Source organism: Streptomyces sennicomposti, from assembly GCF_019890635.1.
Classification (GTDB): domain Bacteria; phylum Actinomycetota; class Actinomycetes; order Streptomycetales; family Streptomycetaceae; genus Streptomyces; species Streptomyces sennicomposti.
Map to the genome: position 1 here is coordinate 1 of NZ_JAIOAB010000078.1, position 26,354 is coordinate 26,354.

Annotated in this window: 25 protein-coding genes and 1 tRNA gene; 14 read left to right on the forward strand and 12 right to left on the reverse strand. The window is 72.3% G+C overall.

Going from position 1 to position 26,354, the window contains the following annotated elements; translation table 11 throughout:
* Together K7787_RS28740 and K7787_RS28745 are read left to right on the forward strand one after the other, a co-directional pair.
* Positions 1-1,660: PTS fructose transporter subunit IIC (locus K7787_RS28740; RefSeq protein ID WP_247721381.1), on the forward strand; the 1,660-nt coding region annotated here is incomplete at its 5' end.
* Positions 1,661-1,770: 110 nt separating this feature from the next.
* A complete protein-coding gene (locus tag K7787_RS28745) occupies positions 1,771-2,019 on the forward strand; it encodes a hypothetical protein (RefSeq protein ID WP_019985989.1) in 249 nt (82 codons plus the stop codon).
* 135 nt (positions 2,020-2,154) lie between these two features.
* Here K7787_RS28745 and K7787_RS28750 read toward each other — a convergent pair whose 3' ends face one another.
* The 4 genes from K7787_RS28750 to K7787_RS28765 all read right to left on the reverse strand — a co-directional run bounded on the left by K7787_RS28750 (position 2,155) and on the right by K7787_RS28765 (position 6,865).
* Positions 2,155-2,901 carry a DUF6227 family protein gene (locus K7787_RS28750; protein ID WP_009189122.1) on the reverse strand — a complete coding sequence of 249 codons (747 nt, stop codon included), beginning with the start codon at positions 2,899-2,901 and terminating at the stop codon, positions 2,155-2,157.
* 177 nt (positions 2,902-3,078) lie between these two features.
* Positions 3,079-4,299, reverse strand: a complete 1,221-nt coding sequence (locus tag K7787_RS28755) for a L,D-transpeptidase (protein WP_223003438.1) — start codon at positions 4,297-4,299, stop codon at positions 3,079-3,081.
* A 300-nt stretch (positions 4,300-4,599) separates the two neighbouring features.
* Positions 4,600-5,628, reverse strand: coding sequence for a P1 family peptidase (locus tag K7787_RS28760; protein WP_223003439.1), 1,029 nt, complete (start codon positions 5,626-5,628; stop codon positions 4,600-4,602).
* A complete protein-coding gene (locus K7787_RS28765; protein WP_223003440.1) occupies positions 5,618-6,865 on the reverse strand; it encodes a low temperature requirement protein A in 1,248 nt (415 codons plus the stop codon). Before K7787_RS28765 ends, K7787_RS28760 begins: the two co-directional genes overlap by 11 nt.
* Before the next feature lie 74 nt (positions 6,866-6,939).
* Between K7787_RS28765 and K7787_RS28770 the strand changes: the two genes are divergently transcribed.
* Positions 6,940-7,110, forward strand: a complete 171-nt coding sequence (locus K7787_RS28770; protein WP_009189118.1) for a hypothetical protein — start codon at positions 6,940-6,942, stop codon at positions 7,108-7,110.
* Between the two features lie 106 nt (positions 7,111-7,216).
* Here the strand turns inward: K7787_RS28770 and mscL are convergent, their stop codons facing one another.
* The 6 genes from mscL to K7787_RS28800 all read right to left on the reverse strand — a co-directional run bounded on the left by mscL (position 7,217) and on the right by K7787_RS28800 (position 13,461).
* Positions 7,217-7,678 (reverse strand): large conductance mechanosensitive channel protein MscL, encoded by a 462-nt coding sequence (gene mscL, locus K7787_RS28775; RefSeq protein ID WP_043260945.1) that lies wholly within the window; start codon positions 7,676-7,678, stop codon positions 7,217-7,219.
* A 57-nt stretch (positions 7,679-7,735) separates the two neighbouring features.
* Positions 7,736-8,350: a hypothetical protein gene (locus K7787_RS31995; RefSeq protein WP_247721382.1), complete on the reverse strand. Its 615-nt coding sequence runs from the start codon at positions 8,348-8,350 to the stop codon at positions 7,736-7,738.
* Between the two features lie 443 nt (positions 8,351-8,793).
* Positions 8,794-9,627, reverse strand: coding sequence for an S-methyl-5'-thioadenosine phosphorylase (locus K7787_RS28785; RefSeq protein WP_019985999.1), 834 nt, complete (start codon positions 9,625-9,627; stop codon positions 8,794-8,796).
* Between the two features lie 188 nt (positions 9,628-9,815).
* Positions 9,816-10,133, reverse strand: a complete 318-nt coding sequence (locus K7787_RS28790) for an FmdB family zinc ribbon protein (protein ID WP_009189114.1) — start codon at positions 10,131-10,133, stop codon at positions 9,816-9,818.
* Positions 10,134-10,200: 67 nt separating this feature from the next.
* A complete protein-coding gene (locus K7787_RS28795) occupies positions 10,201-11,499 on the reverse strand; it encodes an MFS transporter (RefSeq protein WP_223003441.1) in 1,299 nt (432 codons plus the stop codon).
* Between the two features lie 450 nt (positions 11,500-11,949).
* Positions 11,950-13,461 carry a potassium/proton antiporter gene (locus tag K7787_RS28800; RefSeq protein ID WP_223003449.1) on the reverse strand — a complete coding sequence of 504 codons (1,512 nt, stop codon included), beginning with the start codon at positions 13,459-13,461 and terminating at the stop codon, positions 11,950-11,952.
* A 262-nt stretch (positions 13,462-13,723) separates the two neighbouring features.
* On the opposite strand from K7787_RS28800, the gene K7787_RS28805 reads away from it, so the two are divergent.
* Positions 13,724-16,657: a penicillin acylase family protein gene (locus K7787_RS28805; protein ID WP_223003442.1), complete on the forward strand. Its 2,934-nt coding sequence runs from the start codon at positions 13,724-13,726 to the stop codon at positions 16,655-16,657.
* A gap of 106 nt (positions 16,658-16,763) precedes the next feature.
* Here the strand turns inward: K7787_RS28805 and K7787_RS28810 are convergent, their stop codons facing one another.
* Complete coding sequence (locus tag K7787_RS28810; RefSeq protein ID WP_009189110.1) at positions 16,764-17,381, reverse strand: 5-formyltetrahydrofolate cyclo-ligase; 618 nt, start codon at positions 17,379-17,381, stop codon at positions 16,764-16,766.
* 99 nt (positions 17,382-17,480) lie between these two features.
* Between K7787_RS28810 and galU the strand changes: the two genes are divergently transcribed.
* From galU to K7787_RS28850, 8 genes are all read left to right on the forward strand, one after another.
* The gene (gene galU, locus K7787_RS28815; protein WP_223003443.1) at positions 17,481-18,398 is read left to right on the forward strand and encodes a UTP--glucose-1-phosphate uridylyltransferase GalU; all 918 of its coding nucleotides are present in this window, start codon (positions 17,481-17,483) and stop codon (positions 18,396-18,398) included.
* Between the two features lie 4 nt (positions 18,399-18,402).
* Positions 18,403-19,725, forward strand: coding sequence for a molybdotransferase-like divisome protein Glp (gene glp / locus K7787_RS28820; protein ID WP_169439055.1), 1,323 nt, complete (start codon positions 18,403-18,405; stop codon positions 19,723-19,725).
* Between the two features lie 86 nt (positions 19,726-19,811).
* Complete coding sequence (moaC, locus tag K7787_RS28825) at positions 19,812-20,345, forward strand: cyclic pyranopterin monophosphate synthase MoaC (protein ID WP_164391676.1); 534 nt, start codon at positions 19,812-19,814, stop codon at positions 20,343-20,345.
* Complete coding sequence (locus K7787_RS28830; protein ID WP_223003444.1) at positions 20,342-20,872, forward strand: MogA/MoaB family molybdenum cofactor biosynthesis protein; 531 nt, start codon at positions 20,342-20,344, stop codon at positions 20,870-20,872. The genes moaC and K7787_RS28830 overlap by 4 nt, the downstream gene beginning before the upstream one ends.
* An 8-nt stretch (positions 20,873-20,880) precedes the next feature.
* Positions 20,881-21,507, forward strand: a complete 627-nt coding sequence (locus tag K7787_RS28835; RefSeq protein WP_009189106.1) for a GNAT family N-acetyltransferase — start codon at positions 20,881-20,883, stop codon at positions 21,505-21,507.
* A 267-nt stretch (positions 21,508-21,774) separates the two neighbouring features.
* The gene (gene sepX, locus K7787_RS28840) at positions 21,775-23,178 is read left to right on the forward strand and encodes a divisome protein SepX/GlpR (protein WP_223003445.1); all 1,404 of its coding nucleotides are present in this window, start codon (positions 21,775-21,777) and stop codon (positions 23,176-23,178) included.
* A 107-nt stretch (positions 23,179-23,285) separates the two neighbouring features.
* A tRNA-Ala gene (locus K7787_RS28845) sits at positions 23,286-23,359 on the forward strand.
* A gap of 184 nt (positions 23,360-23,543) precedes the next feature.
* Positions 23,544-24,083 (forward strand): DUF4262 domain-containing protein, encoded by a 540-nt coding sequence (locus K7787_RS28850; RefSeq protein WP_282107297.1) that lies wholly within the window; start codon positions 23,544-23,546, stop codon positions 24,081-24,083.
* A 121-nt stretch (positions 24,084-24,204) separates the two neighbouring features.
* On the opposite strand, the gene K7787_RS28855 is transcribed toward K7787_RS28850, so the two are convergent.
* A complete protein-coding gene (locus K7787_RS28855) occupies positions 24,205-24,681 on the reverse strand; it encodes a GNAT family N-acetyltransferase (protein ID WP_009189104.1) in 477 nt (158 codons plus the stop codon).
* 89 nt (positions 24,682-24,770) lie between these two features.
* Here K7787_RS28855 and K7787_RS28860 point away from each other — a divergent pair, with 89 nt between their 5' ends.
* Positions 24,771-25,574 carry an exodeoxyribonuclease III gene (locus K7787_RS28860; RefSeq protein WP_169439058.1) on the forward strand — a complete coding sequence of 268 codons (804 nt, stop codon included), beginning with the start codon at positions 24,771-24,773 and terminating at the stop codon, positions 25,572-25,574.
* Positions 25,575-25,685: 111 nt separating this feature from the next.
* The coding region (locus tag K7787_RS32355) for a DUF5677 domain-containing protein (protein ID WP_223003447.1) at positions 25,686-26,354 on the forward strand (669 nt) is incomplete at its 3' end.

Below are 26,354 nucleotides of genomic sequence, written 5' to 3' on the forward strand. Positions count from 1 at the left end.
GGCCGCGCCGGGCCGGGGGCCCGCCGCGGCGGGCCCCCCCCCCGCCGCCCCCGAGTCCCAGGCCACCGAGCCCCAGACCACTGAACCCCCCGCCACCGCCGAACCCACCCCCGAGTCCACGCCCGAACCCACCCCCGAACCCCCCTTCAGAATCGTCGCCGTCACCTCCTGCCCCACCGGCATCGCGCACACCTACATGGCCGCCGAGTCGCTGGAGAACGCCGGCCGGGAGGCGGGCGTCGAACTCGTCGTCGAGACCCAGGGCTCGGCCGGCTTCACCCGCCTCGCCCCGGCGCTGATCGCCGCGGCGGACGGCGTGATCTTCGCCCACGACGTCCCCGTACGGGACAAGGACCGCTTCGCCGGGAAGCCGACCGTGGACGTCGGCGTGAAGGCCGGCATCAACCGCCCCGCCGAACTGATCACCGAGGTCCGGCAGAAGGCCGCCCGGGGCGAGACGACCGCCCCGGCCGCCGCCACCGGCACCCCGGTCGAACGCGCCGGCGAACCCGGCGAGGGCTACGGCACCAAGCTGCGCAAGTGGCTCATGTCGGGCGTCAGTTACATGGTCCCGTTCGTCGCGGCCGGCGGTCTGCTGATCGCGATCGGCTTCGCCCTCGGCGGCTACAAGGTCAACAAGGCCCCCTCGGTCATGGACCACTTCGTCTGGACCCAGACCGACAGCTGGGCCGCGCTGATGTTCCAGATCGGCGGGGTGGCCTTCGCCTTCCTCGTCCCCGTCCTGGCCGGCTACATCGCCTACGGCATCGCCGACCGCCCCGGCCTGGTTCCCGGCTTCGTCGGCGGTTCGATCGCGCTGACCATCAACGCCGGCTTCCTCGGCGGCCTGGCGGCCGGACTGATCTCCGGTGCGGTGGTGACGGCGATCCAGCGGGTGCGGATACCGCAGGCGCTGCGCGGCATCATGCCGGTGGTGGTGATCCCGCTGATCTCCTCGGCGGTCGTCGGGTTCCTGATGTTCGTCGTCATCGGCAAGCCCATCGCCACCGCGCAGAAGGGCATGACCGACTGGCTGTCCGGGCTCAGCGGCGCCAACGCCGTCCTGCTCGGCGCGCTGCTCGGCCTGATGATGTGCTTCGACCTCGGCGGCCCGGTCAACAAGGTCGCCTACACCTTCGCCACCGCCGGTATCGCGGTCTCCGACCCGAGCGACTCCGCGATGAAGATCATGGCCGCGGTGATGGCGGCGGGCATGGTGCCGCCGCTGGCGATGGCCCTGGCCACCACCGTGCGCGGCCGGCTGTTCACCGAGACCGAGCGGGAGAACGGCAAGGCCGCCTGGGTCCTGGGCGCCTCCTTCATCTCCGAGGGCGCGATCCCGTTCGCCGCCGCCGACCCGCTGCGCGTCATCCCGTCCGCGATGGTGGGCGGCGCGCTCACCGGCGCCCTGTCGATGGCCTTCGGCGCCACCCTGCGCGCCCCGCACGGCGGCGTCTTCGTGGTCCCGCTGATCGGCAACCCGTTCCTCTACCTGATCGCCGTCGCGGCCGGCGTGTGCGCGTCGACGGCCCTGGTGGTCGCCCTCAAGACCCTGCGCGGCTCCACCCCGGGCGCCCCGGGCGGCAAGCGGGACGAGGGCGAGGACGAGGGGGCGGCACGGGCCGCGTCGGCCGACCGCGAGCAGCCGGTGGCCGCCTGACGGCCCGACGCGGCCACGCCGCTTTGGGGTGCTGTGAGTAGTTCACGTCACCTGCGAGATACGTCACGGTCCGGGGCCGATGCCCCGGACCGTGGTGTTCACTTGAGGACATGCCTGAGCACGTCTCGATGCTGATGTGGTTCGGCGTGGCCCTGCCCGCCGTGCTGATCATCGCCTGCGCCTTCGTTCTCGCCGGCTACCGCTACGGCCTCCGGTTCGAGATCCGCCGACGGCCCGTGCCCGGCCTGCCGGCCCTCCCCCCGCAGCGCACTTCCGGCCCGCACCGCGAGTACGTCGAGCTGTCCGCCGCGGAACGGGCCGCCTTCGCGGGCCTGATGCGCCAGCTCAGCGACGGCTGACCTCCCCGTTCCGACCGCCGTCCCTCCGGCGGCTCAACGGCTCTCCCGGCTCCCGGCGAGTCTCCCCCTCTCCCCGGCCCCCGGCGCGGCCCCGTGGCCGCCCTGCCGTCCGTTACGACACCTGCGCCGCGTCGGCTACGACACCTGCGCCGCCCGCCGCTCCATCGCGTCCCGCGCGGCGTCCTCCGTCGCGTACACCTCGCACATGTGGCGGCCGTCCGGCGTCGCCGTGTGCTCCAGCTCCCACAGCGAGACCTCCGCGCCGTCGCTCAGCAGGAACGCGTGCTCGTACAGCGAGAAGCACAGCCCCGCCCGCACCGACCGGCAGGGGCGGCCGAACGCCTGTGTGATCCGGTGCCCGGACGCCTCCGCGAGCAGCGCCGCGACCTCCGCGCCCGGCCGGTCCGCGTTCTCCGCGCGCCGCAGCAGCCGGCGCGCGTGGTCGCCCGAGTCGTCGGGGGCGTAGGTGTGCCGGGTCTCGGGCAGCGGCGCGAACCGCACCGGCACCGGCAGCTCGAAGTCCGGCGCGTCCGGCGGCAGCGGCAGCCGACCGGTGGCCGTGCGCAGCTCCTCCTCGTCCAGATACACCTCGTGCTGCGACTCGCCGCCGGGCACCGTGTTGTGCACCAGCTCCCACAGCGTGAGCGCCGAGCCGTCGGCGAGCAGCCAGGTGTGCCGGTAGGTCTCGCGGTGCAGTCCGGCGCTGTGGTGCGCCGACCGCAGCGACCCGTCGTACGCCAACGCGCAGTCGAGCCGGCGTATCGTCTCGTCGGGCAGTTCGAAGGAGTTCAGCGCGCGGCCGAGCAGGCGCGCGAGGTGCTCCTCCGGAGACTGCGGGGACTCGCGTGGCTCGTACGCAGCCGTCTCGTACGGAACGCTCAAGGTTTCTCCCGGCGTTGCTGCATGTCACCTGGTGGGTGCATACCGTAGCCCCTCGGTCGGACATCGTGCCCCAGAACCGAGAAAACGTCTGCCGGAAAAACGGCCGGGCCGCGCGAGAAGTTCCCGCACGGCCCGACGAGGCGTCAAAATCCGCTGTTCAGGGGCGTTTCGCGGCGGTCAGACGGCGCTGCCGGCGGTCCACTCGCTCCACGACATGTTCCAGCCGTTGAGCCCGTTGTCCGGGGCGACGGTCTTGTCGGGGGAGTTCTTCACGACCACCACGTCGCCGATGAGCGAGTTGTCGTAGAACCACTTGGCGGTGGTGTCGCCCTGCGCGCCCTGCACGTCGGCGAGGCCCACGCAGCCGTGGCTGGTGCCCGTGCGGCCGAAGGGCGGGTTGCCCCTGTTGTACCAGTAGTTGCCGTGGATGAAGGTGCCCGAGGTGGTCAGGCGCATGGCGTGCGGCACGTCCGCGATGTCGTACTCGCCGCCCAGGCCGACCGTCTGGCTGTTCATCCGGGTCTGGGTGAACTTCTCCGAGATCACCATCGCGCCGTTGTACGTGGTGTGCTCGGGGCTGCCCGTGGAGACCGGCACCGACTTGAGGGTCTTGCCGTCCCGGACCACCGTCATGGTCTGCGTGTTCACGTCCACCGTGGAAACCTGCGAGCGGCCGACCGTGAACGTCACCGTCTTCTTCTGCGTGCCGTACAGGCCGTTCGCGCCCTGCACGCCGTCCAGGTCGATCTTCATGGTGACCTTGGAGCCGGCCTTCCAGTAGTCGTCGGGCCGGAAGTCGAGCCGCTGCGCGCCGAACCAGTGGCCCACCACCTGCTGGCCGCTGCTGGAGGTGACCGTGATGTGCGACTGCACGGCCTTCTTGTCGCTGATCGCCTTGTCGAAGGTGAACGACACCGGCATGCCGACGCCCACCGTCGTGCCGTCGTCCGGCGTGTAGGTGCCGATGAAGCTGTTCGCCTTGGAGACGGTGGTGAAGATGGAGTTCGCGGCGGCGGGCAGCCCGTGGGAGTCCTTGGCGGTCGCCGAGATCTGGTACTTGGTGCCGCGCTCCAGCTGCTCCTTCGGCTTCCAGGCGGAGCCGTCCGCGGAGATCGACCCCGGCACGGCCTGCCCCGAGCCGGCCACGGTCATCTTCACATCGGTGAGCTTGCCGCCGCTCACCTTCACGCCGGTCGCGTTGATCGACGCACTCGTCGAACCGTCCTTGGCCGAGATGACGATCTTCGCCGCGGAGGTCTTGGCGGCGCTGCCGCCGCCATCCTTGCCGGCGTCGTCCGCCTTCGCGTCGCCACCGCATCCGGTGAGGGTGAGGGTGCCGACCATCAGGGCGGCACAGGCCCCCAGGACGCGCCGCGCTGCTATGTCCGGCCTAGTCACGGGCTGCTCCAGGTTCGTCGAGGTGCGTGATCCACTGCACGTGGCGTGGGTGTAGAGGCAGCCCGCCCCCCACGAGGTTCCCGCCGATCGTCCCGAAGACCTCCACGTGACAGAACCGGGACAATCGCAGACCTGACGTGACACACGGGCGGTCATCGCGCGCCCTTGGCCTCCGCCTCCGCTTCTTCCTGGCCCTGCGCCCCTCTCCCCCCGGGGGGGCCGCCCCCCGCCCCCTCCCTCCCCTCCCCGGAACCCTCCACCCCCGTCCCCCAACCCCACAGCCCGCACCCGCACTTCGCCTCAGCGCCCCCCGTACAGCTCCTCGTACGCCGGCCACGCTCCGCCCGGGCCGTCCACCGGCTCGGCGGCGCGCACGGCGCGGACGATCGCGCGGGTCACCATGTCCGCCCCGGCCGCGAGGACGGCGTTCAGGGCGAGGGGGCGGCCGGCCTCCAGCGCACGCGCCCCGGTGGCCAGCGCGAACACCGTGTCCCCGTCGTTGAGCAGATGCACCGGCCGTACGGCCCGGGCGATGCCGTCGTGCGCCGTGCCGGCGAGCTTCTGCGCCTGCGCCTTGGACAGGTCCGCGTCGGTGGCGACCACCGCAAGGGTGGTGTTCAGCGACGGCGGCCCGTTCCGCTCGGCGCACTCGGCGAGCCGCGCACGCGCCGCTTGGTGTGTCGCCGGGTCGGGATACTCCACCCGGCCCTGGAACAACTCCCCGTACAGCACCCCCGTCTCCGGGTCCGTCACCGACCCGGACGCGTTGGCCACCACCAGCGCCGCCACCGTCACACCCGAGTCGAGGACCGTACTGGCGGTGCCCACCCCGCCCTTGAGCGCTCCCACGGCCGCCCCCGTCCCGGCGCCGACGCACCCCTGCGGCACGGGGCCGCCCGGCTCGCTCGCCGCGGCCGCCGCCACCGCCGCCCGCCCGGTGGCCGCGTCCGGCCGGGCCCGGAAGTCACCGCCCCGCCCCAGGTCGAACACGCAGGCGGCGGGCACGACCGGCACCACGTGCGTCGGACCGGGACCGACCCGCACCCCGCGCCCCCGCTCCTCCAGCCAGGCCATCACCCCCGATGCCGCGTCCAGTCCGTAGGCGCTGCCGCCGGACAGCACCACCGCCTCCACCGTCCGCACCAGATTGCGCGGATCGAGGGCGTCGGTCTCCTTGGTGCCGGGCCCGCCGCCGCGCACGTCCACGGCGGCGACCGCGCCGCCCTCCGGCGCGAGCACGACGGTCGTCCCGGTCAGCCACCCGTCGCCCCTGCGGGTGGCGTGCCCCACCCGCAGACCGGCGACGTCCGTCAGAGCGTCAGCTGTCATGGGAACCAGTCTCGTCCCCGCCCGCGCCGGCCCGCGCTCCCCGGGCCGTGAGCGTCACGCCCGCCGCCACCGCGAGCGCCGCGACCAGGCCCGCCGCGAGCACCGTCCACTCGCCCAGGAAGGTGCAGCACACCACCAGCAGCGCCGTGCAGGGCAGCACCAGCTGCGCCGCCAGGCCCGCCTTGAAGTAGCGCGCGTGCAGCGCCCACACGGTGAGCAGATACAGCGCCGTGGGGAGGGTCACGGCCGACGCCGCCGCCAGGGTGGACAGGTGCGTCTTGCCGACCGTCTGCTCCACCGACACCTCCAGGCCCGCCCCGATCGCCGCCGCCGAGGCGAGGATCAGATAGTGGCCGTAGCCCCACAGGAACGACTCCCGGTTGGAGCGCAGATGCCCGTGGATGGGCACCACGAAGTAGATCCACCACGCGGAGAAGACGATCAGCAGACCGCCGGCCGCGATCGGCAGCAGATCGCCGAGCGCGTCGTGCTCGTCGGCGGCCGACTTCACCGCGATCGTCGCCGCCGAGACCGTCTCGCCGAGCACGATGAGCGTGAACAGGCCGTACCGCTCCGCGATGTGGTGCGGGTGCCAGGACGTCGCGTGCGCCCGCTCCGCGTACACCGGTACGCACAGCTCCGCGATCGCCATCACCAGGAACACCCACGGCCGGTCCGGCTCGGGCAACAGCAGCAGCCCCAGCCAGCCGGTCTGGCACAGCAGCACACCGCCCGCGTAGCGCAGCGCCATCCGCCGCTCCGCGCCCGACGCCCACCGGGCCGCCCGCAGCCACTGGGCGACCATCGCCAGCCGCATGATCGCGTAGCCGAGCCACACCAGGAAGAAGTCGTGGTGCTCGAAGCCCCGCGAGATGCCCGCCGCGAGCACCAGCACACCGGCGATCTGCACCAGGGTGACGACGCGGTAGAGCACGTCGTCGTTGTCGTAGGCCGAAGCGAACCAGGAGAAGTTCATCCACGCCCACCAGATGGCGAAGAACGCCATGGCGTAGTTCAGGATGCCCTGGCCCGCATGGCCCTCGGCCACGGCGTGCACCAGCTCCATGCCCGCCTGCGCCACCGCCACGACGAAGCACAGGTCGAACAGGAGCTCCAGTGACGAGGCGGCCCGGTGCGCCTCGTGGCGGCCGCGCGCGGTCAGCGGCCGCAGGGGGCGGGCCGGGTGGCTCCGGGGCGCGGGAGCCGGCCCGGCGGCGGAATCGGAACTGGACGTCATGGCCACCAGCACAGCAGAAACCGGCCCCGAACGCCCGCAGCAACCGGGCCGGGCGGTCGCCGTACCCTTGAGGCATGAGCGACAGCCCCGAGCCGCGCGATCCGAAGAACGCGCTGATCTTCGACGACCCGCTGAGCCAGCAGTCCACGGACGACACCGACCGCGGGTGGGGCGAGCGCACGGACGGCGACTCCGCCGCCGACCTCAAGCGCTTCCTCGACGAGAAGCCGCCGCACCACATCTGACGCGGCCCGCGCCGCGCGGCGCACCTGCCGCGCCCGGCGCTCCCGGCGCGGGCGGCACCGACATCGCGGACGGCACCGCCCGGCGCCGTCGTCGGCGGTCCCGGAGCTAGCGGCCGCCGCCGTGCGTGCCGCCGCGCTGGGCGACCAGCTCGTCGCGGATCTCCTTGAGCACCTGCAGCTCGGTCACCTCCATGACCTCCTGCGCGCCCTCCTTGGCCCGCTTGCGCGCCTCCTGCCGGGCCAGGAACTTGGCCATCGGCAGGACCATGAGGAAGTAGACCACCGCTGCCGTGATCACGAACTGCAGCGCGGCGCCGAGCACCGAGCCCCACGCGATCTCGATGCCCTGGTCGCCCTGGCACGACGAGCTGAGACACGAGCTGTAGTGGTCGAGGTTCTTGGTGCCGATCGCCCCCACGACCGGGTTGATCACCCCCTTCACCACCGCGTTGACGATGTTGGTGAAGGCCGCGCCGACGACCACCGCGACGGCCAGGTCGACCACGTTCCCGCGCATCAGGAAGGCCTTGAAGCCCTGCCAGACGCTCGGGTCCTGCTTCTTGCTCACCGGTGGCCCCTTCTCGGATGTACTGCTGGTCGGACAAACGGCCACTCAACCTACGGGTCACCACAGGGTCACCGCCAACCGGGTGGTCGCGCTCGCCCCGGCCAGCCGCGCGGCCGTGGCCCGGGGCACGCGCAGCGCGATCAGCGCCCCGCCGTCCGTACCCGCGGGGAGCGCGCCCTCCGCGCCCACCGGGACCGCCCCGTCCGGGATCGCCCCGTCCGGGACCGAGCCGTCCCGGCCCGTGCCGCCCGGGACCTCCGCGTCCGTGCCGCCGGTCGTCGCCCGCGGCACCCTCACCACCCGCGCCCCGTGGGCCAGCACCCGGGCCGTACCGCCCGCCGCCGGGTCCCCGGCGGCGATCACGTCGACCCGGTCGCCGGGGCGCAGCAGCCGCACGGTCTCCGCGTCGGCGATGCGTACGGGCGCGGTCACCGTCCGCCCCGCGTCCGTGCCGAGACCGTCCCGGGCTCCCGGCGGCGCGTCCGCCGGCCGGGCCGGGTGTCCCCGGGCCGGTCCGCCGCCCGGCGGGTCCGTCACCGGCCGGGGGCCCGCGGCCACCAGCGCGGCCGCCGCGAGAGCCAGGCCGACCGCCAGGGCCCGCCCGCGCCGCCGTACGAGCCCGAGCGGCCCGTACCGTCCGCCGCGCACCCGCACCGGCGGGAAGTGCGGCACCTCGCACGGGGGCGGGGTGTCCGCGCCGCGCGGACCCGCGACCGGCGCGAGCGACCAGGACGGGGAGGACGAGGGACGGGAAGAGAACGGGGGAGGGGGAGAGACCGGGGGAGGGGAGGACGGGGAGAGGGAGGACGAGGGGAACGTGGGCGAGAGGGACACGTGGACCACCACCTGCGAGGACGGGACCGGACCGGGCGGACCGGCTTGCGCTGCCACGATGAGGCATCGCGCCGAAGCCCGCCGGGCCCCGTGCACTACTCGCCGGTTGTGGAAAACTCCCTCACCCGAACGTGACGTTCCGCCCCCACGGCCGGCCACCGGCGCCCCGCCCTGCGCCAATCCACCGCCCCGCCCCGGGCACCCCGCCGCCCCGCCCTGAGCACCCCACCGCCCCGCCCGGCGTCAATCCACCGCCCCGGCCCCACTCCTCCGTTCGGCCGCTACGGCAGCACGAACCCCGGGTCCATCCCGCCCAGCGCCGTGGCGCACAGGCAGTCCCGGTCCTCCGTGGCCGGCAGCGCCGCCACCGCGTCGAACAGCACGCCCCGCAGCCGTTCCACGTTCGCCGCGAACACCTTGAGCACCTCCTCGTGGGAGACGCCCTCGCCGCTCTCTGCGCCCGCGTCGAGGTCGGTGACCAGCGTCAGGGACGTGTAGCAGAGCTCCAGCTCCCGGGCGAGCGCCGCCTCGGGGTGGCCCGTCATGCCGACCACCGACCAGCCCTGCGCCTGGTGCCACAACGACTCGGCGCGGGTGGAGAAGCGCGGGCCCTCCACGACGACGAGCGTGCCGCCGTCGACGGCCGCCCAGTCCCGTCCGCGCGCCGCCGTCAGCGCGGCCGCCCGGCCGACCGGGCAGTAGGGGTCGGCCAGGGAGACGTGGACGACGTTCGGCAGGGTGCCGTCGGGCAGCGGCAGCCCGTCGAAGTAGGTCTGCTCGCGGGACTTCGTACGGTCGGCGAACTGGTCCGGGACCAGCAGCGTGCCCGGCCCGTACTCGGGGCGCAGCCCGCCCACCGCGCACGGACCGAGGACCTGGCGCACGCCCACCGAGCGCAGCGCCCACAGGTTGGCCCGGTAGTTGATGCGGTGCGGCGGGAGGTGGTGGCCGCGGCCGTGCCGGGGCAGGAAGGCGACCCGCCGGCCGGCGACCTCGCCGAGGAAGAGGGAGTCGCTGGGCGCGCCGTACGGTGTGTTCACCTGGACCTCGGTGACATCGTCCAGGAAGGAGTAGAAGCCGGACCCGCCGATGACACCGATCTCTGCGTTCGCCATGCACAGCACACTAGCCGCAGCGCGGAACAGCCGAAGCAGCACGCGGACGCCGCCGTCCGAACGCTCAAGCCGCCGTCCGAACGCCTCAAGCCGCCGTCCGAACACGCCCCGGGCCACCGTGCGGACCCGCCTCGCGAACACGCCGAAGACCCCGTCGGCGGTGGCCGACGGGGTCCGGAAGTGTGACGTCAGGCGGCGGAGCTGCCCGCGGAGCTGGTGGACGTCGAGGACGACGACGAGGAGCCGCTCGACGACGACGAACCGGACGAGCCGGACGTGGACGAGGAGCTCGACGACTTCGACGACGCCGGGCTGCTGCTCGACGACGAGCCGCGGCTGTCGTTGCGGTAGAAGCCGGAGCCCTTGAAGACAATGCCGACCGCGGAGAACACCTTCTTCAGGCGGCCCGAGCAGTTGGGGCACTCGGTGAGTGCGTCGTCGGTGAACTTCTGCACCGCCTCGAGGCCCTCGCCGCACTCGGTGCACTGGTACTGGTAGGTGGGCACTGTCTTCCTCCTGGCACTCTCACTCGATGAGTGCTAACGACGAACCATAGTGACGTATTCCGTCGCGTCAGTCCACTGCGACAGGTGAGCGGTGACCGACGCCACGTGCCACGGTGCGGCTGCCGGCCCGGGCGGCCAGGCGCGAGCGCAGGGTCACCAGGGCCAGCAGGGCGAGCACCGTGCCGGTCATCGGGACCAGGAATCCGGCCCCGCCCCACAGCCGGTCCTCCAGCTGTCCGGCGACGGTGACGGCGGCGGCCTGCCCCAGCGCGACCGCGCCGGTCAGCCAGGTGAACGCCTCGGTGCGGGCACCGGCCGGGACCAGCCCCTCCACCAGGGTGTAGCCGGTGATCAGGGCGGGCGCGATGCACATGCCGACCAGCAGGCCGAGCGCGGCCAGCAGCGGCACCGAGTGCGCGGTCCACAGAGCGGAGGCGGCCAGCGCGAGGGCGGTGTAGCCGACGAGGAGACGGCGCTGCGGGGCCGCCTTCCAGGCGATCGCGCCGCACACGACGCCGGAGAGCATGTTGCCCGCGGCGAACGTGCCGTACAGGACGCCGTTCAGGCCGGGCTCGCCGATGGACTCGGTGAAGGCGGCCAGCGAGACCTGCATGCCGCCGAAGACCGAGCCGATGCCGAGGAAGGCCGCGATCAGCACGCGTACGCCGGGGACGCTGAGCGCGGAGACGCGCTCCACGCGCGCGTGCCCGTCGCTCGCCGCGACGGACGGCTGGGTGCGCTTCTGGGCGGCGAACAGCAGACCGCCGACCAGGGTCAGCGACGCCTCCGTGAGCAGGCCGGCCGCCGGGGCGACGGCGGTGCACAGCGCGGTGGCCAGCAGCGGGCCGAAGACGAACGTCAGCTCGTCGGTGACCGACTCGAAGGCGGCCGCGGTGGTCATCAGCGGCGAGTCCTTCAGGGTGACGCCCCAGCGGGCGCGCACCATGGGGCCGATCTGCGGCACCGAGGCGCCGGTCGGCACGGCCGCGACGAACAGCACCCACAGGGGGGCGTGCGCCAGCGCGAGGGCGGTGAGGGTGAGGCCCGCCAGGGAGTGCACGAGGACGCCGGGCAGCAGGACGGCGCGCTGTCCGTAGCGGTCGGCGAGCCGTCCGCTGTAGGGCGCGAACAGTGCCATGGCGACGCCGGTGACGGCCGCGGTGGCGCCCGCCGCGCCGTAGGAGCCGGTGGTGTGCTGCACCAGCAGCACGATGGAGATGGTGAGCATCGCGAACGGCTGCCGTGCCGCGAAACCGGGGAGCAGGAACGTCCAGGCGCCGCGGGTGCGCAGCAACTGCCCGTATCCCGGGCGGGAGGAAGCCGTCGAGGTCTTCGCGGGGTCGGTGGTGGTGACCGCGGATCCCACGGCCGTGCCTTTCTGCCGCCTGGTAGCGCCGCCCCGGGTACGGGGGCGCCGAGAGCTGTCCTCTTGCGCGGACTGCGGTAGATGCCGGCGCCCGCTGAGGGGGGCGAGCCGGCCGCCATACGGTCGCGCCAGCTCTGCGTCAGGCAGAGTTGGTTCGATCAGGGTGCGCCTTCATCGTACAGGGGACGGGTGCTCGTGCACCTGTGAAAGCGAGCACCCGGGCGGCCGTAAGCCTGCGATCGGGACACGGGCGTACGTCTGCGACCGGGACGCGGGCGTACGCCGTACTCCGGCGGGCGCGCACCACCTCGGACGCGCCCCCACGCGACGCCCGCATGCAACGCCCGCCTGCAACGCCCGCACGCAACGCCCCCCTGCAACGTCCCGCGGGGCGCCCCCGGTGGGACGCCCCGCGCCGTATCCCTCGGCACCGCTCGGCGGCGAGCGACCTCAGTGCGCCCCGTTGGCGCTCGCTCCGTTCGCGCCCAGCCAGTCGGCGAGCTTGCCGCCGCGGCCGACCGCGCGCAGCCGGCGTTCGGCGGCCTCGCGGACCGGGTCGGTGGCGACGACGAGGAGTTCGTCGCCGCGTCTGAGGACCGTCGTCGGCAGCGGGACAAACGATTTTCCCTCGCGGACGACGAGCGTGACCGCGGACCCGGCGGGCAGCCGCAGCTCGGCCACCTCCACGCCGTGCATCCGCGACCCCTCGGGGATGGCGACGGACAGCAGATGGCCGCGCAGCCGCTCCAGGGGCGCCGACTCGATGCCGAGGTCGGCGGGGCCGTCGCTCTCGCCGAGCCGCAGCTTGCGGGCCAGCCAGGGCAGGGTCGGTCCCTGGACGACGGTGTAGACGACGACCAGCACGAAGACGATGTTGAAGATGCGCTCGCTGTCGGCGACGCCGTTCACCATGGGGATGGTCGCCAGGATGATCGGCACGGCGCCGCGCAGCCCGGCCCACGACATCAGGACCTGCTCGGGCCAGGGCACCCGGAACGGCAGCAGGCTGAGCAGGACGCTCAGCGGGCGCGCCACCATGGTCAGGACCAGGCCGATGACGACGGCGGGCAGGACGTCGTCGATGAGGTCGTGCGGGGTGACCAGCAGACCGAGCAGGACGAACATGCCGATCTGCGCGATCCAGCCGAGCCCCTCGGCGAAGCCGCGGGTGGCGGGCCAGTGCGGCAGCTTGGCGTTGCCGAGCAGCATCGCCGCCAGGTAGACCGCGAGGAAGCCGCTGCCGTGCGCCAGCGCGCCGGCGGCGTAGGCGGTGACCGCGATGGCCATCACGGCGATCGGGTAGAGGCCGGAGGCGGGCAGGGCGACGTGCCGCAGGCCCCAGGCGCCGAGCCAGCCCACCGCGATGCCCAGGGCGGCGCCGATGGCCAGCTCCAGCGCTATCTCGCCCACCAGCACGTACCAGTGTTCGACCGGACCGGCGGTGGAGAAGGCGACGACGAGGATGACGACCGGGGCGTCGTTGAAGCCGGACTCGGCCTCCAGGGTGCCCGTCACGCGCGCGGGCAGGGGGATGCGCCGCAGCACGGAGAAGACGGCCGCCGCGTCGGTGGAGGACACCACGGCGCCGATGATGAGCGCCTGGCGCCATTCCAGCCCGACGAGGTAGTGGGCGCCGGCCGCGGTGATGCCGACGCTGACCGCGACCCCGACCAGCGCGAGCAGCGAGGCGGCCGGAAGGACCGGCTTGATCTCCTTCCACTTCGTGCCCAGGCCGCCCTCGGCCAGGATCACGACGAGGGCCGCGTACCCGATGACCTGGGTCATCTCCGCGCTGTCGAAGCGGATGTGACCGAGGCCGTCCTGGCCCATGACGATGCCGATCCCCAGGTACACGAGCAGGCTGGGGAGCCCGCTGCGCGAGGAGATCCGGACCGCCGCCACGGCGACGAGCAGGACGAGGGAGCAGGCGAGCAGGAGCTGGTTGAGGTGGTGAACAGTCAGTGGCGGTTCCTTCCCCGAGTTCTCCGTCCGGGATGTCCTGGTTCGCCCGGCGTGCGGGCTCGCCGGGTCGTCCGGTTACTTCGTTACCTTACCTAACTCTTGACGCTTTCTTGACGCTTCCCGCGGGAAGATCGAACGCCCGTCCGTGGCTGTCACTCGACTCCGCGTCAAGTGCGACCGGGCCCTGCGCCTATGGTTGCTCCAGCGCTCATTCAAAGTCACAGCCCGACCTGCCGCTCGCGTTAGGACAGCAAGGACAGCGATGCCCCCCAACACCACCGCCACAACGGGTGACAAGCCCGGCAAGTCCGGCCGGAAGAAGGGGCGAAAAGCCCGACTCGTCGTGATCGTCCTGGTGCTGGCCCTCATCGGCGGCATCGCCTACGGCGCCTACTGGTCCGTCAGCACCGTCCGCGCCTCCTTCCCGCAGACCAACGGCGAGGCCACGCTCCAGGGGCTGTCCGGACCCGTCGACGTCAAGCGCGACGGCTACGGCATCCCGCAGATCTACGCCTCCTCGCCCGAGGACCTGTTCATGGCGCAGGGCTACGTCCAGGCGCAGGACCGGTTCTACGAGATGGACGTCCGCCGGCACATGACCTCCGGGCGCCTGTCGGAGATGTTCGGCAAGGGCCAGATCAAGAACGACGAGTTCCTGCGCACCCTGGGCTGGGACCGCGTGGCCAAGCAGGAGTACGACACCAAGCTGTCGGCCGCCACCAAGAAGTACCTCCAGGCCTACTCCCAGGGCGTCAACGCCTACCTCAAGGGCCGCTCCGCCGGGGACATCTCCCTGGAGTACGCGGCCCTGGGCCTGACCAACGACTACAAGCCCACCGAGTGGACCCCGGTCGACTCGGTCTCCTGGCTCAAGGCGATGGCCTGGGACCTGCGCGGCAACATGCAGGACGAGATCGACCGCGCCCTGATGACCAGCCGCCTGGGCCCCAAGCAGATCAAGGACCTGTACCCGGACTACCCGTACAGCCGCAACAAGCCGATCGTCACCGAGGGCCAGTACAACGAGCTGTCCGAGGCCTTCGAGGGCGGCGACAGCGGATCGGACTCCACCGGCTCGACCGGCTCCACCGGCTCGACCGGCTCCACCGGCTCCACCGGTTCCACCGGTTCGTCCGGCTCCACCGGCTCGTCCGGTACGGGCCTCTCGACGGGCACGGGCACGGGTACGGGAACAGGCACCGGTACCGGCACCGGCGCCTCCACGGGCACGTCCGGGACGACCGGCGGCGCCGGAACGGCGGGCACGGCGGGCACGTCCGGGACGAGCGGCTCGGGCGTGCAGGGCCAGCTGATGGGCCTGCGCGACGTCATGCAGGACCTGCCCGCGGCCGTCGGCGTGAACGGCGACGGCATCGGCTCCAACTCCTGGGTGGTCGGCGGCGCGCACACCATCACCGGCAAGCCGCTGCTCGCCAACGACCCGCACCTGGGTCCCTCGCTGCCGTCCGTCTGGTACCAGATGGGCCTGCACTGCCGCACGGTCTCCGACAAGTGCCCCTACGACGTCACCGGCTACACCTTCGCGGGCATGCCCGGCGTGGTCATAGGCCACAACCAGAACATCGCCTGGGGCATGACCAACTCCGGGGTCGACGTCACCGACCTCTACCTGGAGAAGCTCAGCGGCAACGGCTACCTGCGCGACGACAAGACGGTGCCGTTCCGCACCCGCCAGGAGACCATCACGGTCGCCGGCGGCGCCGCCAAGACGATCGTCGTCCGCGAGACGCGGGACGGGATGCCCCTGCTCTCCGACCGCGACGACGAACTCGTCCAGGTCGGCAAGAAGGCCACCGTCGACACCGCCGCGCCCGACCGCGGCGACGGTTACGCCATCGCCCTGAAGTGGACCGCGCTGGAGCCGGGCACCACCATGGACGCCGTCTTCGCCATCGACAGGGCCAAGGACTGGAGCGGCTTCCGCTCGGCGGCGGCGCTGTTCGACGTGCCGTCGCAGAACATGATCTACGCCGACACCAAGAACAACATCGGCTACACCCTGCCCGGCCGCATCCCGCTGCGCGCGAAGAACGACGACGGGTCCGTCCCGGCGCCCGGCTGGGACTCCGGGTACGACTGGAAGGGCTACATCGAGCAGGACGAGCTGCCCTACGAGTACAACCCCAAGCGCGGCTACATCGTCACCGCCAACCAGGCCGTCGTCGACCAGGACAAGTACCCGTACACGCTCACCACGGACTGGGGCTACGGCACCCGCAGCCAGCGGATCACCGATCTGATCCAGTCGAAGATCGACGGCGGGGGCAAGATCTCCACCGAGGACATGCGGCAGATGCAGATGGACAACAGCAGCGAGATCGCCAAGCTGCTGGTGCCCAAGCTGCTGAAGATCGACCTCAAGGACAAGGACGTCCGCCAGGCGCAGAAGCTCCTGGAGGGCTGGGACTACACCCAGGACGCCGACTCGGCGGCGGCGGCCTACTTCAACGCGGTCTGGCGCAACGTCCTCAAGCTGGCCTTCGGCAACAAGCTGCCCAAGGAGCTGCGCCTCAAGGGCCAGTGCCTGTGGGTGGAGCCGGCCGGCAACACCGGCCCGGTCGACGAGACCACCAAGGTCCGCGAGTGCGGCGAGCGCGACGCCGACCAGGCGCAGCCGGACGGCGGCGACCGCTGGTTCGAGGTCGTGCGCAACCTCATGGACGACGAGAACAGCGACTGGTGGAAGACGCCGGCCTCCGGCACCCGCCCCAAGGCCGACAACCGCGACCAGCTGTTCGCCCGCGCCATGATCGACGCCCGCTGGGAGCTGACCGCCAAGCTCGGCAAGGACATCGACTCCTGGAGCTGGGGCCGGCTGCACCGCCTGTTCCTGAAGAACCAGACCCTCGGCACCGAGGGCCCCGGTTTCCTCCAGTACATCCTCAACCGCGGCCCCTGGAAGCTCAGCGGCGGCGAGGCCGCGGTCAACGCCTCCGGGTGGAACGCCGCCGGCGGCTACAACGTCGTCTGGGTGCCGTCCATGCGGATGGTGGTCAACCTCGCCGACCTCGACAAGTCCAAGTGGATCAACCTCACCGGCGCGTCCGGGCACGCCTTCAGCGCCCACTACACCGACCAGACGAGTCTGTGGGCCAAGGGCGAGCTGCTGCCCTGGTCGTTCTCGTCGAACGCCGTCGACAAGAGCACGAGCGACACCCTGGTGCTCAAGCCGTGACGCCGGCCGGCGCCCAGGCCCTGCGCGGCTGACGGCGCCGCCTGCGCCGATGGCCCTCCACGCGCGCGTGGAGGGCCATCGGCGTCCCCGGGGGACACGTCGGACGTCAGCCGAAGCGGTGGACCGCCGACGGCGTCACCGCGGCCCGCACCGGCCGGTCGTGCGGCTCGGCCGGAAGGCGTTCGACGACCTCCGGGTCGTACAGCAGGACCACGAGCGCGGGATGCGCGTCCGCCCGCTCCAGCCGGGCCAGCACCCGGTCGTAGGAGCCGCCCCCGCGGCCCAGCCGCAGGCCCAGGCGGTCGACGGCGAGGCCGGGCAGCAGGACCGCGTCGGCGGCCGTCACCGCGTCCGGGCCGAGCAGCGGCTCGGCCGGCTCGAACAGCTCCATCCGGCCGCCGCCGTGCCGCACGCGCGCGAGGGAGCCCTCGCCGCCGTACAGGCCCCAGTCCAGGTCGTTGTCGGGCATCAGGGCCGGCAGCAGGACGCGCACCCCGCGCGCGTGCAGCGCGTCGAGCAGGGCGTGGGTGCCGGGTTCGGCGCCGACGGAGACGTACGCGGCCACCGTGCGCGCCCGCGCCAGCTCGGGCAGTTCCAGGGCGCGCCGGGCCAGCGCCCGCCCCGCCTCCCGTACGTCGTCGGCGGTCAGCCGGCCGCGGGCCGCGAGCAGCGCGCGCCGCAGCGCCCGCTTGTCGGGCCCCGGCGCCGGTCCGGTGTGATGCAAGGGACTTCCGTGCCTTTCCTCGGATTCGGCGCGTGTGCCGATGTGTGCCGTCAAACCGGGGGACCGACCCTTGTGGGGGCAGCGGATAAGGTTGCCGCCATGAGTCAGAAGCACCCCAGGATCAGCAAGGCTGTCATCCCCGCAGCCGGCCTCGGCACCCGGTTCCTGCCGGCGACCAAGGCCACTCCCAAGGAGATGCTGCCGGTCGTGGACAAGCCGGCGATCCAGTACGTGGTCGAGGAGGCCGTCGCCGCGGGCCTCGACGACGTCCTCATGGTGACGGGCCGCAACAAGCGCCCCCTCGAGGACCACTTCGACCGCAACTACGAGCTGGAGTCGGCCCTCGCCAACAAGGGCGACGCCGAGCGGCTCGCCAAGGTGCAGGAATCCAGCGACCTCGCGACGATGCACTACGTCCGCCAGGGCGACCCCAAGGGCCTCGGCCACGCGGTGCTGTGCGCCGCCCCGCACGTGGGCGACGAGCCGTTCGCCGTCCTGCTCGGCGACGACCTCATCGACCCGCGCGACCCGCTGCTCCAGCGGATGATAGAGGTCCAGGAGGTCTACGGCGGCAGCGTCGTCGCCCTCATGGAGGTGGAGCCCGAGCAGATCCACCTCTACGGCTGCGCGGCCGTCAAGCCCACCGCGGACAGCGACGTCGTCCAGGTCACCGGCCTGATCGAGAAGCCGGACCCGGCGGAGGCCCCCTCCAGCTACGCGATCATCGGCCGCTACGTCCTCGACCCGCACATCTTCGACATACTCCGCAGGACCGAGCCCGGCCGGGGCAACGAGATCCAGCTCACCGACGCCCTCCAGCAGCTCACGCAGAACCACTCCGCGACGGCCGACGCCGCCGGCGGCCCGGTGCACGGCGTCGTCTTCAAGGGCCGCCGCTACGACACCGGCGACCGCGGCGACTATCTGCGCGCCATCGTCCGGCTCGCGTGCGAACGTGAGGACCTCGGTCCCGACTTCAGGAACTGGCTCAAGCGGTACGTAGCCGAGGAGATGTGACGACGTGAGCAGCGCAGGACAGGACACCGCCGGCCCCGACCGCCTGTGGTCGGTGGACGAGCACCTTCAGGACGTCCTGACCACCGTCCGGCCCCTGGAGCCCATCGAGCTGCAACTGCTCGACGCGCAGGGCTGCGTCCTGGTCGAGGACATCACGGTGCCCCTGTCCCTGCCGCCGTTCGACAACAGCTCCATGGACGGCTACGCGGTGCGGGTCGCGGACGTGGCGGGCGCGAGCGAGGAGTTCCCGGCCGCCCTGGAGGTCGTCGGGGACGTCGCCGCCGGCGCGGCCGAACCGCCGCACGTGGGCCCGGGACAGGCCGCCCGGATCATGACCGGCGCACCGCTGCCGCCCGGCGCCGAGACGGTCGTCCCCGTGGAGTGGACCGACGGCGGGCTCGGCGAGGGCCCCGTCAGCTCGATGCGCGCCCGCAGCGCCTCCCCGGAGGGCGCCACCGGGCAGGTGCGCGTGCACCGCCCGGCGAAGGCACGCGCGCACGTGCGCGACGCCGGCAGCGACGTCAAAGCCGGCGACCGCGCCCTGAGCGCCGGCACGGTCCTCGGCCCGCCGCAGATCGCGCTGCTCGCCGCCATCGGCCGCGGCACGGTCCGGGTGCGCCCGCGCCCGCGCGTGGTGGTGATGTCCACCGGCAGCGAACTCGTCCAGCCCGACGAGCAACTGGGCCACGGCCAGATCTACGACTCCAACAGCTTCGCCCTGACCGCGGCCGCCCGCGACGCCGGCGCCATCGCCTACCGCGTGGGCGCCGTCGCCGACGACGCGGACACCCTGCGCACCACCATCGAGGACCAGCTGGTGCGCGCCGACCTGATGGTCACCACGGGCGGGGTGAGCGTGGGCGCGTACGACGTCGTCAAGGAGGCGCTGGCGCACGTCGGCGACGAGGACGAGGCGGGCGGCGGCGTGGAGTTCCGCAAGCTCGCCATGCAGCCCGGCAAGCCCCAGGGCTTCGGCACGGTCGGCCCCGACCACATCCCGCTGCTGGCGCTGCCCGGCAACCCGGTGTCGTCGTACGTCTCCTTCGAACTGTTCGTCCGCCCGGTCATCCGCACCCTGATGGGCCTTCAGGACGTGCACCGGCCCACCGCGCGGGCCACGCTCGCCGCGGACGGGCCGCTCAGCTCGCCCAAGGGCCGCAGGCAGTTCCTGCGCGGGCGGTACCTCGACGGCGAGGTGACCCCCGTGGGCGGCTCCGGCTCCCATCTGATCGCGGCCCTCGCACAGGCCGACGCCCTCATCGTCGTCCCCGAGGACACCGAGTCCGTGGAGCCCGGCGCCGAGGTCGAGGTGGTCCTGCTCGGCTGACCGGCCGCTGTTGGCGGTACCGTGTCGCGCACAGCAGGCCCGCGCGACCGCACCGCGCCGGGCCCCAATCGGGAGCGCCGCAGAGCATGACCACACCTTCCCGGGGGGAGACCCCCGGACCCGCAGAGCACCGCGTACCGGCGGCCGGGCAGGACCGGCTGACCCACCTCGACGACGCGGGCGCCGCCCGGATGGTCGACGTGTCGGGCAAGGACGTGACCGCGCGCACCGCCCGCGCGAGCGGCCGCGTCCTCGTCTCGCCCCGCGTCGTCGAACTGCTGCGCGGGCAGGGGGTGCCCAAGGGCGACGCCCTGGCCACCGCGCGGATCGCCGGGATCATGGGCGCCAAGCGCACCCCGGACCTCATCCCGCTGTGCCACCCGTTGTCGGTGTCGGGTGTGAAACTGGACCTGTCGGTCGCGGACGACGCCGTGGAGATCACGGCCGCCGTGAGGACGACGGACCGCACGGGCGTCGAGATGGAGGCGCTCACCGCGGTCACCGTCGCCGCTCTCACCGTGATCGACATGGTGAAGGCGGTCGACAAGGGAGCGGTCATCACGGACGTGAGGGTCGAGGAGAAGACGGGCGGCAAGTCGGGCGACTGGAGCCGGGCATGACACACGAGGCAGCGGCCGGCGGGACGTACCGGGCGTTGGTGGTCACGGCCTCCAACCGGGCCGCCGCCGGGGTCTACGAGGACCGGGGCGGCCCCCTGGTCGTCGACGGCCTCGCCCGCTTCGGGTTCGCCGTCGACGGCCCCGAGGTCGTCCCGGACGGCGACCCGGTGGAGGCCGCCCTGCGCGCCGCCGTGGCCGCCGGGTACGACGTCGTGGTCACCACCGGCGGCACCGGCGTCTCGCCCACCGACCGCACCCCCGAGGCGACCCGCCGGGTGATCGACCGCGAGGTGCCGGGCATCGCCGAGGCGATCCGGGCCTTCGGCCGCGACAAGGTGCCCACGGCGGCGCTCTCGCGCGGTCTGGCCGGGGTGGCCGAAGGGACGCTGATCGTCAACCTGCCGGGTTCGCCGGGCGGGGTGAAGGACGGACTGGCCGTACTGGAGCCGCTGTTGACGCACGCCGTCGACCAATTGCGCGGCGGCGACCATCCCAGACCCGGCGCCGAGCGTGGGGGTGCGAGCTGAACAGCCCAGTGTGGCCCGCGGTACTCGCGGAGGGCGATGTCGTCCTCCGGCCGATAAAGCTGCGCGACCAGCGGGCCTGGCGTGAGGTCAACCAGCGCAACCGGGGCTGGCTCAGGCCCTGGGAGGCGACCATCCCGCCGCCCACCCCGGGCGGGCCGATCACGCACCGGCCGACCTACCGGCAGATGGTGCGCCATCTGCGGGCCGAGGCGCGGGCCGGGCGGATGCTGCCGTTCGTCGTGGAGTACCAGGGGCGCCTGGTCGGGCAGTTGACGGTCGCCGGGATCACCTGGGGCTCCATGTGCTCGGGCCACGTCGGCTACTGGGTGGACGAGTCGGTGGCCGGGCGCGGGGTGATGCCGACCGCGGTCGCCCTGGTCGTGGACCACTGTTTCCGCACCGTCGGCCTGCACCGCATCGAGGTCTGCATTCGCCCCGAGAACGGGCCGAGCCGCCGGGTGGTGGAGAAACTCGGATTCCGCGAGGAGGGGCTGCGGCCCCGTTATCTCCACATCGACGGGGCGTGGCGGGACCATCTGGTCTTCGCGCTCACCGCGGAGGAGGTCCCCGACGGCCTGCTGAACCGCTGGCGGCGCATCCGCGCCCAGCGGGCGCAGAAGGGGAACCCGGCCTGAGCGGACGGCTCTCTCCATTCCGCCCGCCCGCAGGCCTGCCCGCTCGCCCGCTCGACTCGCCGTGGCCGCCTGTGGGATGCCGGGAGCCGGTGAATTGAATAAGTGTTCGAATTCGAGTCCAAAGGTAATGAATTCGCACCCATCCGCTCTCCCGACGGTCCGCTCATCGCATCAGTCGCAAAAAAAGTTGGAAATATCAGCCAGATCGTGCGACACACCGGCCCAATTGGCCGATGGCCTTGCGTAAACCCCTCTACCGTGTGAGGCGTGAGCAGCAGCGGCCTCATCTACGCAGTCATCGTCGGGGCCTGGGCCGCCTACTTGGTGCCCATGTGGCTCCGTAGGCAGGACGAGCTGAACGAGGCCCGTCCGACGGAACGCTTCAGCACCGCCATCCGGCTGCTTTCCGGACGGGCGGGCATGGAGCGCCGGTACGCCAGGGACCTCAGGGCGCGCTCCGCCGAGGAGGGGGAGTCCAGCGCCGTGTCGCCGGACGCCGTCACCGACTCGGTGGACGTCCGGGCCTTCGCCGTACCCCCGACCCGGACCCAGGAACCCGAACTCCCCCTCGCGCAGGACCGCCAGGAGCGGACGACCGCGCCGGAGCGGGTCGCGGGGCCGGCCCGCGCGTCGGATCCCGCCCGCGCGTCGGGCGCCGGCCGGGCGGCCGGATCCGTCCCGGGGCCGGCCGCCGAGCCGGACGCGGGTTCCGTCCCGTCCAGGGCCGGGACCGCCCGGCAGACCGCGGGACAGACCGGAGGGCCGGACGCCGGATCGCATGCCGGTCAGGCCGCCGGAGCGGCCGTCGGGCCGGAGACGGGGCAGGCGGATCGAGGCGCGGCCCCGGCGGACGGGTCGGCCGACGCGCCCGCGCGCAAGCGCGTCCCGGCGCCCCGGCGCGCGCCCGGCGCGGAGGCCGCGGCGGCACGCGCCCGGCGCACACGGGTTCTCGCCCGCCGCCGGCGCACCACCGTCGTCCTCTTCCTCGCCTTCACCCTCGGCGCGATCGTCGCCGCCGTCGGCGGGCTCGCCTTCCTGTGGGCGCCCGCCGTACCCGCCGTGCTGCTCAGCGCGTACATCGCCTACCTCCGCGTCCAGGAACGCCGCCGGTTCGCCTATCAGATGGACCGCCGCCGCGCCGAGGCCGCCGCGCAGCGGCTGCGGGAGAGCCGGCGCCAGCCGCGCCGCCGCGCCGCCGCGGAGGAGGACGCGGACGAGCCGGAGGCGGGCCCGGAGCCCGAGACGGACCCGGGGCTGTCCGCCCTCGCCGCCGACCGGCGCGCCCTGGTCGAGCAGACCGACCACGCGGAGTGGCTGGACCAGCAGCGCGAGCGCCGCCCGCGCCCCGGCCACGGCGACAGCTGGGACCCGGTGCCGGTGCCGCTGCCGACCTACGTCACCGCACCGGTCGCACCCCGGGCCACCTCCGACGTGGACCTCGGCGCACCGGACACCTGGAGCTCGGCGCGCTCGTCCGCCGCGGTGCCCGAGCAGGAGCCGGCCGCGGCCGAGGCGGCGGAGCCGTCGCCCCCGGACGAGGACCGCGCCGACGACGACGGCCGCACCGACGCCCGCCGGGCCGCCTCGGCCCGCCGCTCCCGCGAGCGCGGCCGCACCCCGCTCTTCGACCAGTACGAGGACGGCGACCGGCCGCGCGCGGCCAACGAGTAGCCGCCCCGGCACCGGCGGCCGCCCGTCCCGCGACCCCCACCGCTGACCAGCCCGGGAACGGATTTCCAACCACCCGGTTGAGGATGCTAGAGTTTCACTCGTTGCAAGGGCCTGTGGCGCAGTCCGGTAGCGCACCTCGTTCGCATCGAGGGGGCCAGGGGTTCAAATCCCCTCAGGTCCACGCAGCTCAAAGCCCCGGTCGGGATCTCCCGACCGGGGCTTTGACGTGTCGTGCACGACGCCGCCACCGGCCCTTCGTCGGCCTCGGAGTGGAGGGGGTTGATCGGCTGTGGAACCGGCTGCCATCTGTGCAGGGGAAACGCCCACGTGACGGGCTTGATCGTCCGCGGCGCTAGCATCCCCGGATGGGTAACTCCGGGTGTCCGTGCATCCTGTGCACGCAGTCGTCGAATGGAGCGGCGTGGAACCACCGAGACCGGGCTGTGGCCGCCAGTACAAGGGACTACGGCTGGCATGTGATGGGAGTCCACGCCGGCAGCGAAGCCCCAGCGGGGTGGGCTTACTCCATAGGCATGTGGCACACGCTGCGCAGCCCGGAGGTGTGCATCTTCGGGCTGGACGTCGACGTCATGATGCCCCTGGTCAATGACGCGGGCGATGCCGTGCGCAGCGGACCTCCGCTCCTGCCTGACCAGCGCCGGAGCGACATCTACGACAATTGCCCCGCTGTCATCCGGCCCGTACACGAGAGCTGGTGCCACGACTTCTTCGGCGCGGGGCTGGACTTCTACCAGGTTTCACCACTGCCCATGGCGCAGCTCTTCTGGCCCGACCGGGAAGGCCGCTTTCCGTGGGAAGACGATGCGGCTGACTACTGCCGAGAGAATCAACCCCTGCTGTGGATCCCCAAGTCGGACACCGCCGGTCCATGGGGAACGGTCTGAGGGCCTGCAGGGCCCCCTGTACGGCGAAGAAGTGCATCGAGGGGGCCAGGGGTGCACATCCCCTCAGGTCCCCGCACAGCCGTTCTCGACGGAGAGCGGTGAATGAGGGTCCCGCTGTGCGCTACAGGGCCTTCGCGTAGCAGAGGCTTTCCTCGTGGAAGCGGTAGTAGCCGAACTTGGTGCAGGGCTCGTAGCCGCTGGAGGTGTACAGGGCGATGGCCTCGGGCTGCTTGGTGCCGGTCTCCAGGACCATGCGGGTGCGGCCGGCCTCGCGGGCGTCGTCCTCCAGGGCGGCCAGGATGCGGCGCGCCAGTCCCCGGCCGCGCATGGAGGCCACGACGAACATGCGCTTCAGCTCGGCGTCGCCGTCCTCGTTGCCCTCGTCGTTCTTGTCCTGGCTGCGCCAGCCGCCGGTGGCGACCGGGGCGCCGTCCTCGTCGTAGGCGATGAGATAGACCCCGTTGGGCGGCCGGAAGTCGGCCGGGTCGAGGTGGGTGGCGTCGCCGCCGTCGCCGTAGCGCACGTGGTACTCGGCCTGGACCTCGTCGTTGAGCTTGACGGCGTCCGGGTGGTCGAACGGAACGGGGCGAATGAACATGTTGAGTACCGTATATCAATGCAGTCGGTGACGGGGGCCGGGGCCGGTCCCTCGCGGGACCCGTTCCAGTGTGCCGGTAGGGTGCCCGGGTGCTGACTGTGACCTCCGTCAATGTGAACGGGCTGCGTGCCGCCGCGAAGAAGGGCTTTGTGGAGTGGCTCGCGCGGACCGGCGCCGATGTGCTGTGCCTCCAGGAGGTGCGGGCCGAGCCGCAGCAACTGCCCGAGCAGGTGCGCGCGCCCGAGGGCTGGCACGTCACGCACGCGCCCGCCGCCGCCAAGGGCCGCGCCGGCGTCTCCCTCTACACCCGCCGCGAGCCCGACCGCGTCCGGGTGGGCTTCGGCTCGACGGAGTTCGACGGCAGCGGCCGGTACGTCGAGGCCGACCTGCCCGGTGTGACGGTTGCCTCCCTCTACCTCCCCTCCGGCGAGGTCGGCACCGAACGCCAGGACGAGAAGGTCCGCTTCATGGGCGAGTTCCTCGCCTACCTCAAGGAGCTGCGCGAGCGCGCCGCCGCCGACGGCCGCGAGGTCCTGGTCTGCGGCGACTGGAACATCGCCCACCAGCAGGCCGACCTGAAGAACTGGCGCGGCAACCTGAAGAACTCCGGCTTCCTGCCTGAGGAACGGGAGTGGCTGACCCAGGTCCTCACCCCCGAGGCCGGCGGCTACGTCGACGTCGTCCGCGCCCTCCACCCGGACGTCGAGGGCCCGTACAGCTGGTGGTCGTACCGGGGGCGGGCCTTCGACAACGACACGGGCTGGCGCATCGACTACCACGTGAGCACGCCGGGGCTGGCCGCCAAGGCGGTCAAGGGGTTCGTGGAGCGCGCGGCCACACACGCCGAACGGTGGTCGGACCACGCCCCGGTGACGGTCGTCTACGACCTCTGACGAGGTCGGCTTGGCTGCCCGGCGTGCGGCATGCCGCCTCTCGCGTAAATAACTTGATGCCTGAGGTGTCGCCTGTCATCCTGATCTGTTCGTCTTCGAAGGGAGTGACAGGTGCTCGCGGACGATTCGATCCTGCTCGCCGAGCTGACACGCCGGTACAACGAAAGAGTAAGTGAAAAAACCGGAACGGATGCTCCCCGGCCGGATTTATACGATCTCCTGCTTGAGAGCTTGGACCAAGCAGACGCCGCTTTCCCTGATGTGGCGACGTGGTCGACTCGAAAATCGCTGGCCCGGATCGAGTGGCGGCGTCGTGGTGCACGCATGGTCCGAAGGGGGATAGCTAAGCGTTACGCTGAGGCGTTTTATGCCTTCGAATCGGCGTTGGCTGCCGGTGAATTTGTCAATCGCTCGCTTGTTCATGCATACGGTGGCTGGATGGATGGATGTCCCGAGGGTGAGCGATTCCCGTCTTTCTTCGGCGTCGATCACACGGTGGGTGGCAAACATGTGAAGGCGTTGCTTCTTCTGGGGATGCACGCACGTAGCGTACGTATCGGGTCAGAGATCCTTTTGCTCCTACAGGAAGGGTACTGTGAGGGCGCTGCCTCTCGTGCCCGCACTCTCTACGAACTCACAGTCAAGATGCTTCTCATTTGCAGGGAGAGTGAAGATGACGGCTGGGAGCTAGCGGAGCGATATTTTGTCTCCTCCCGGCTTGAAGCCTTCTCGAGGAGTGAGCTCTTCTCTGACTCGCTTGACGAATCGAATGCAGCTCTA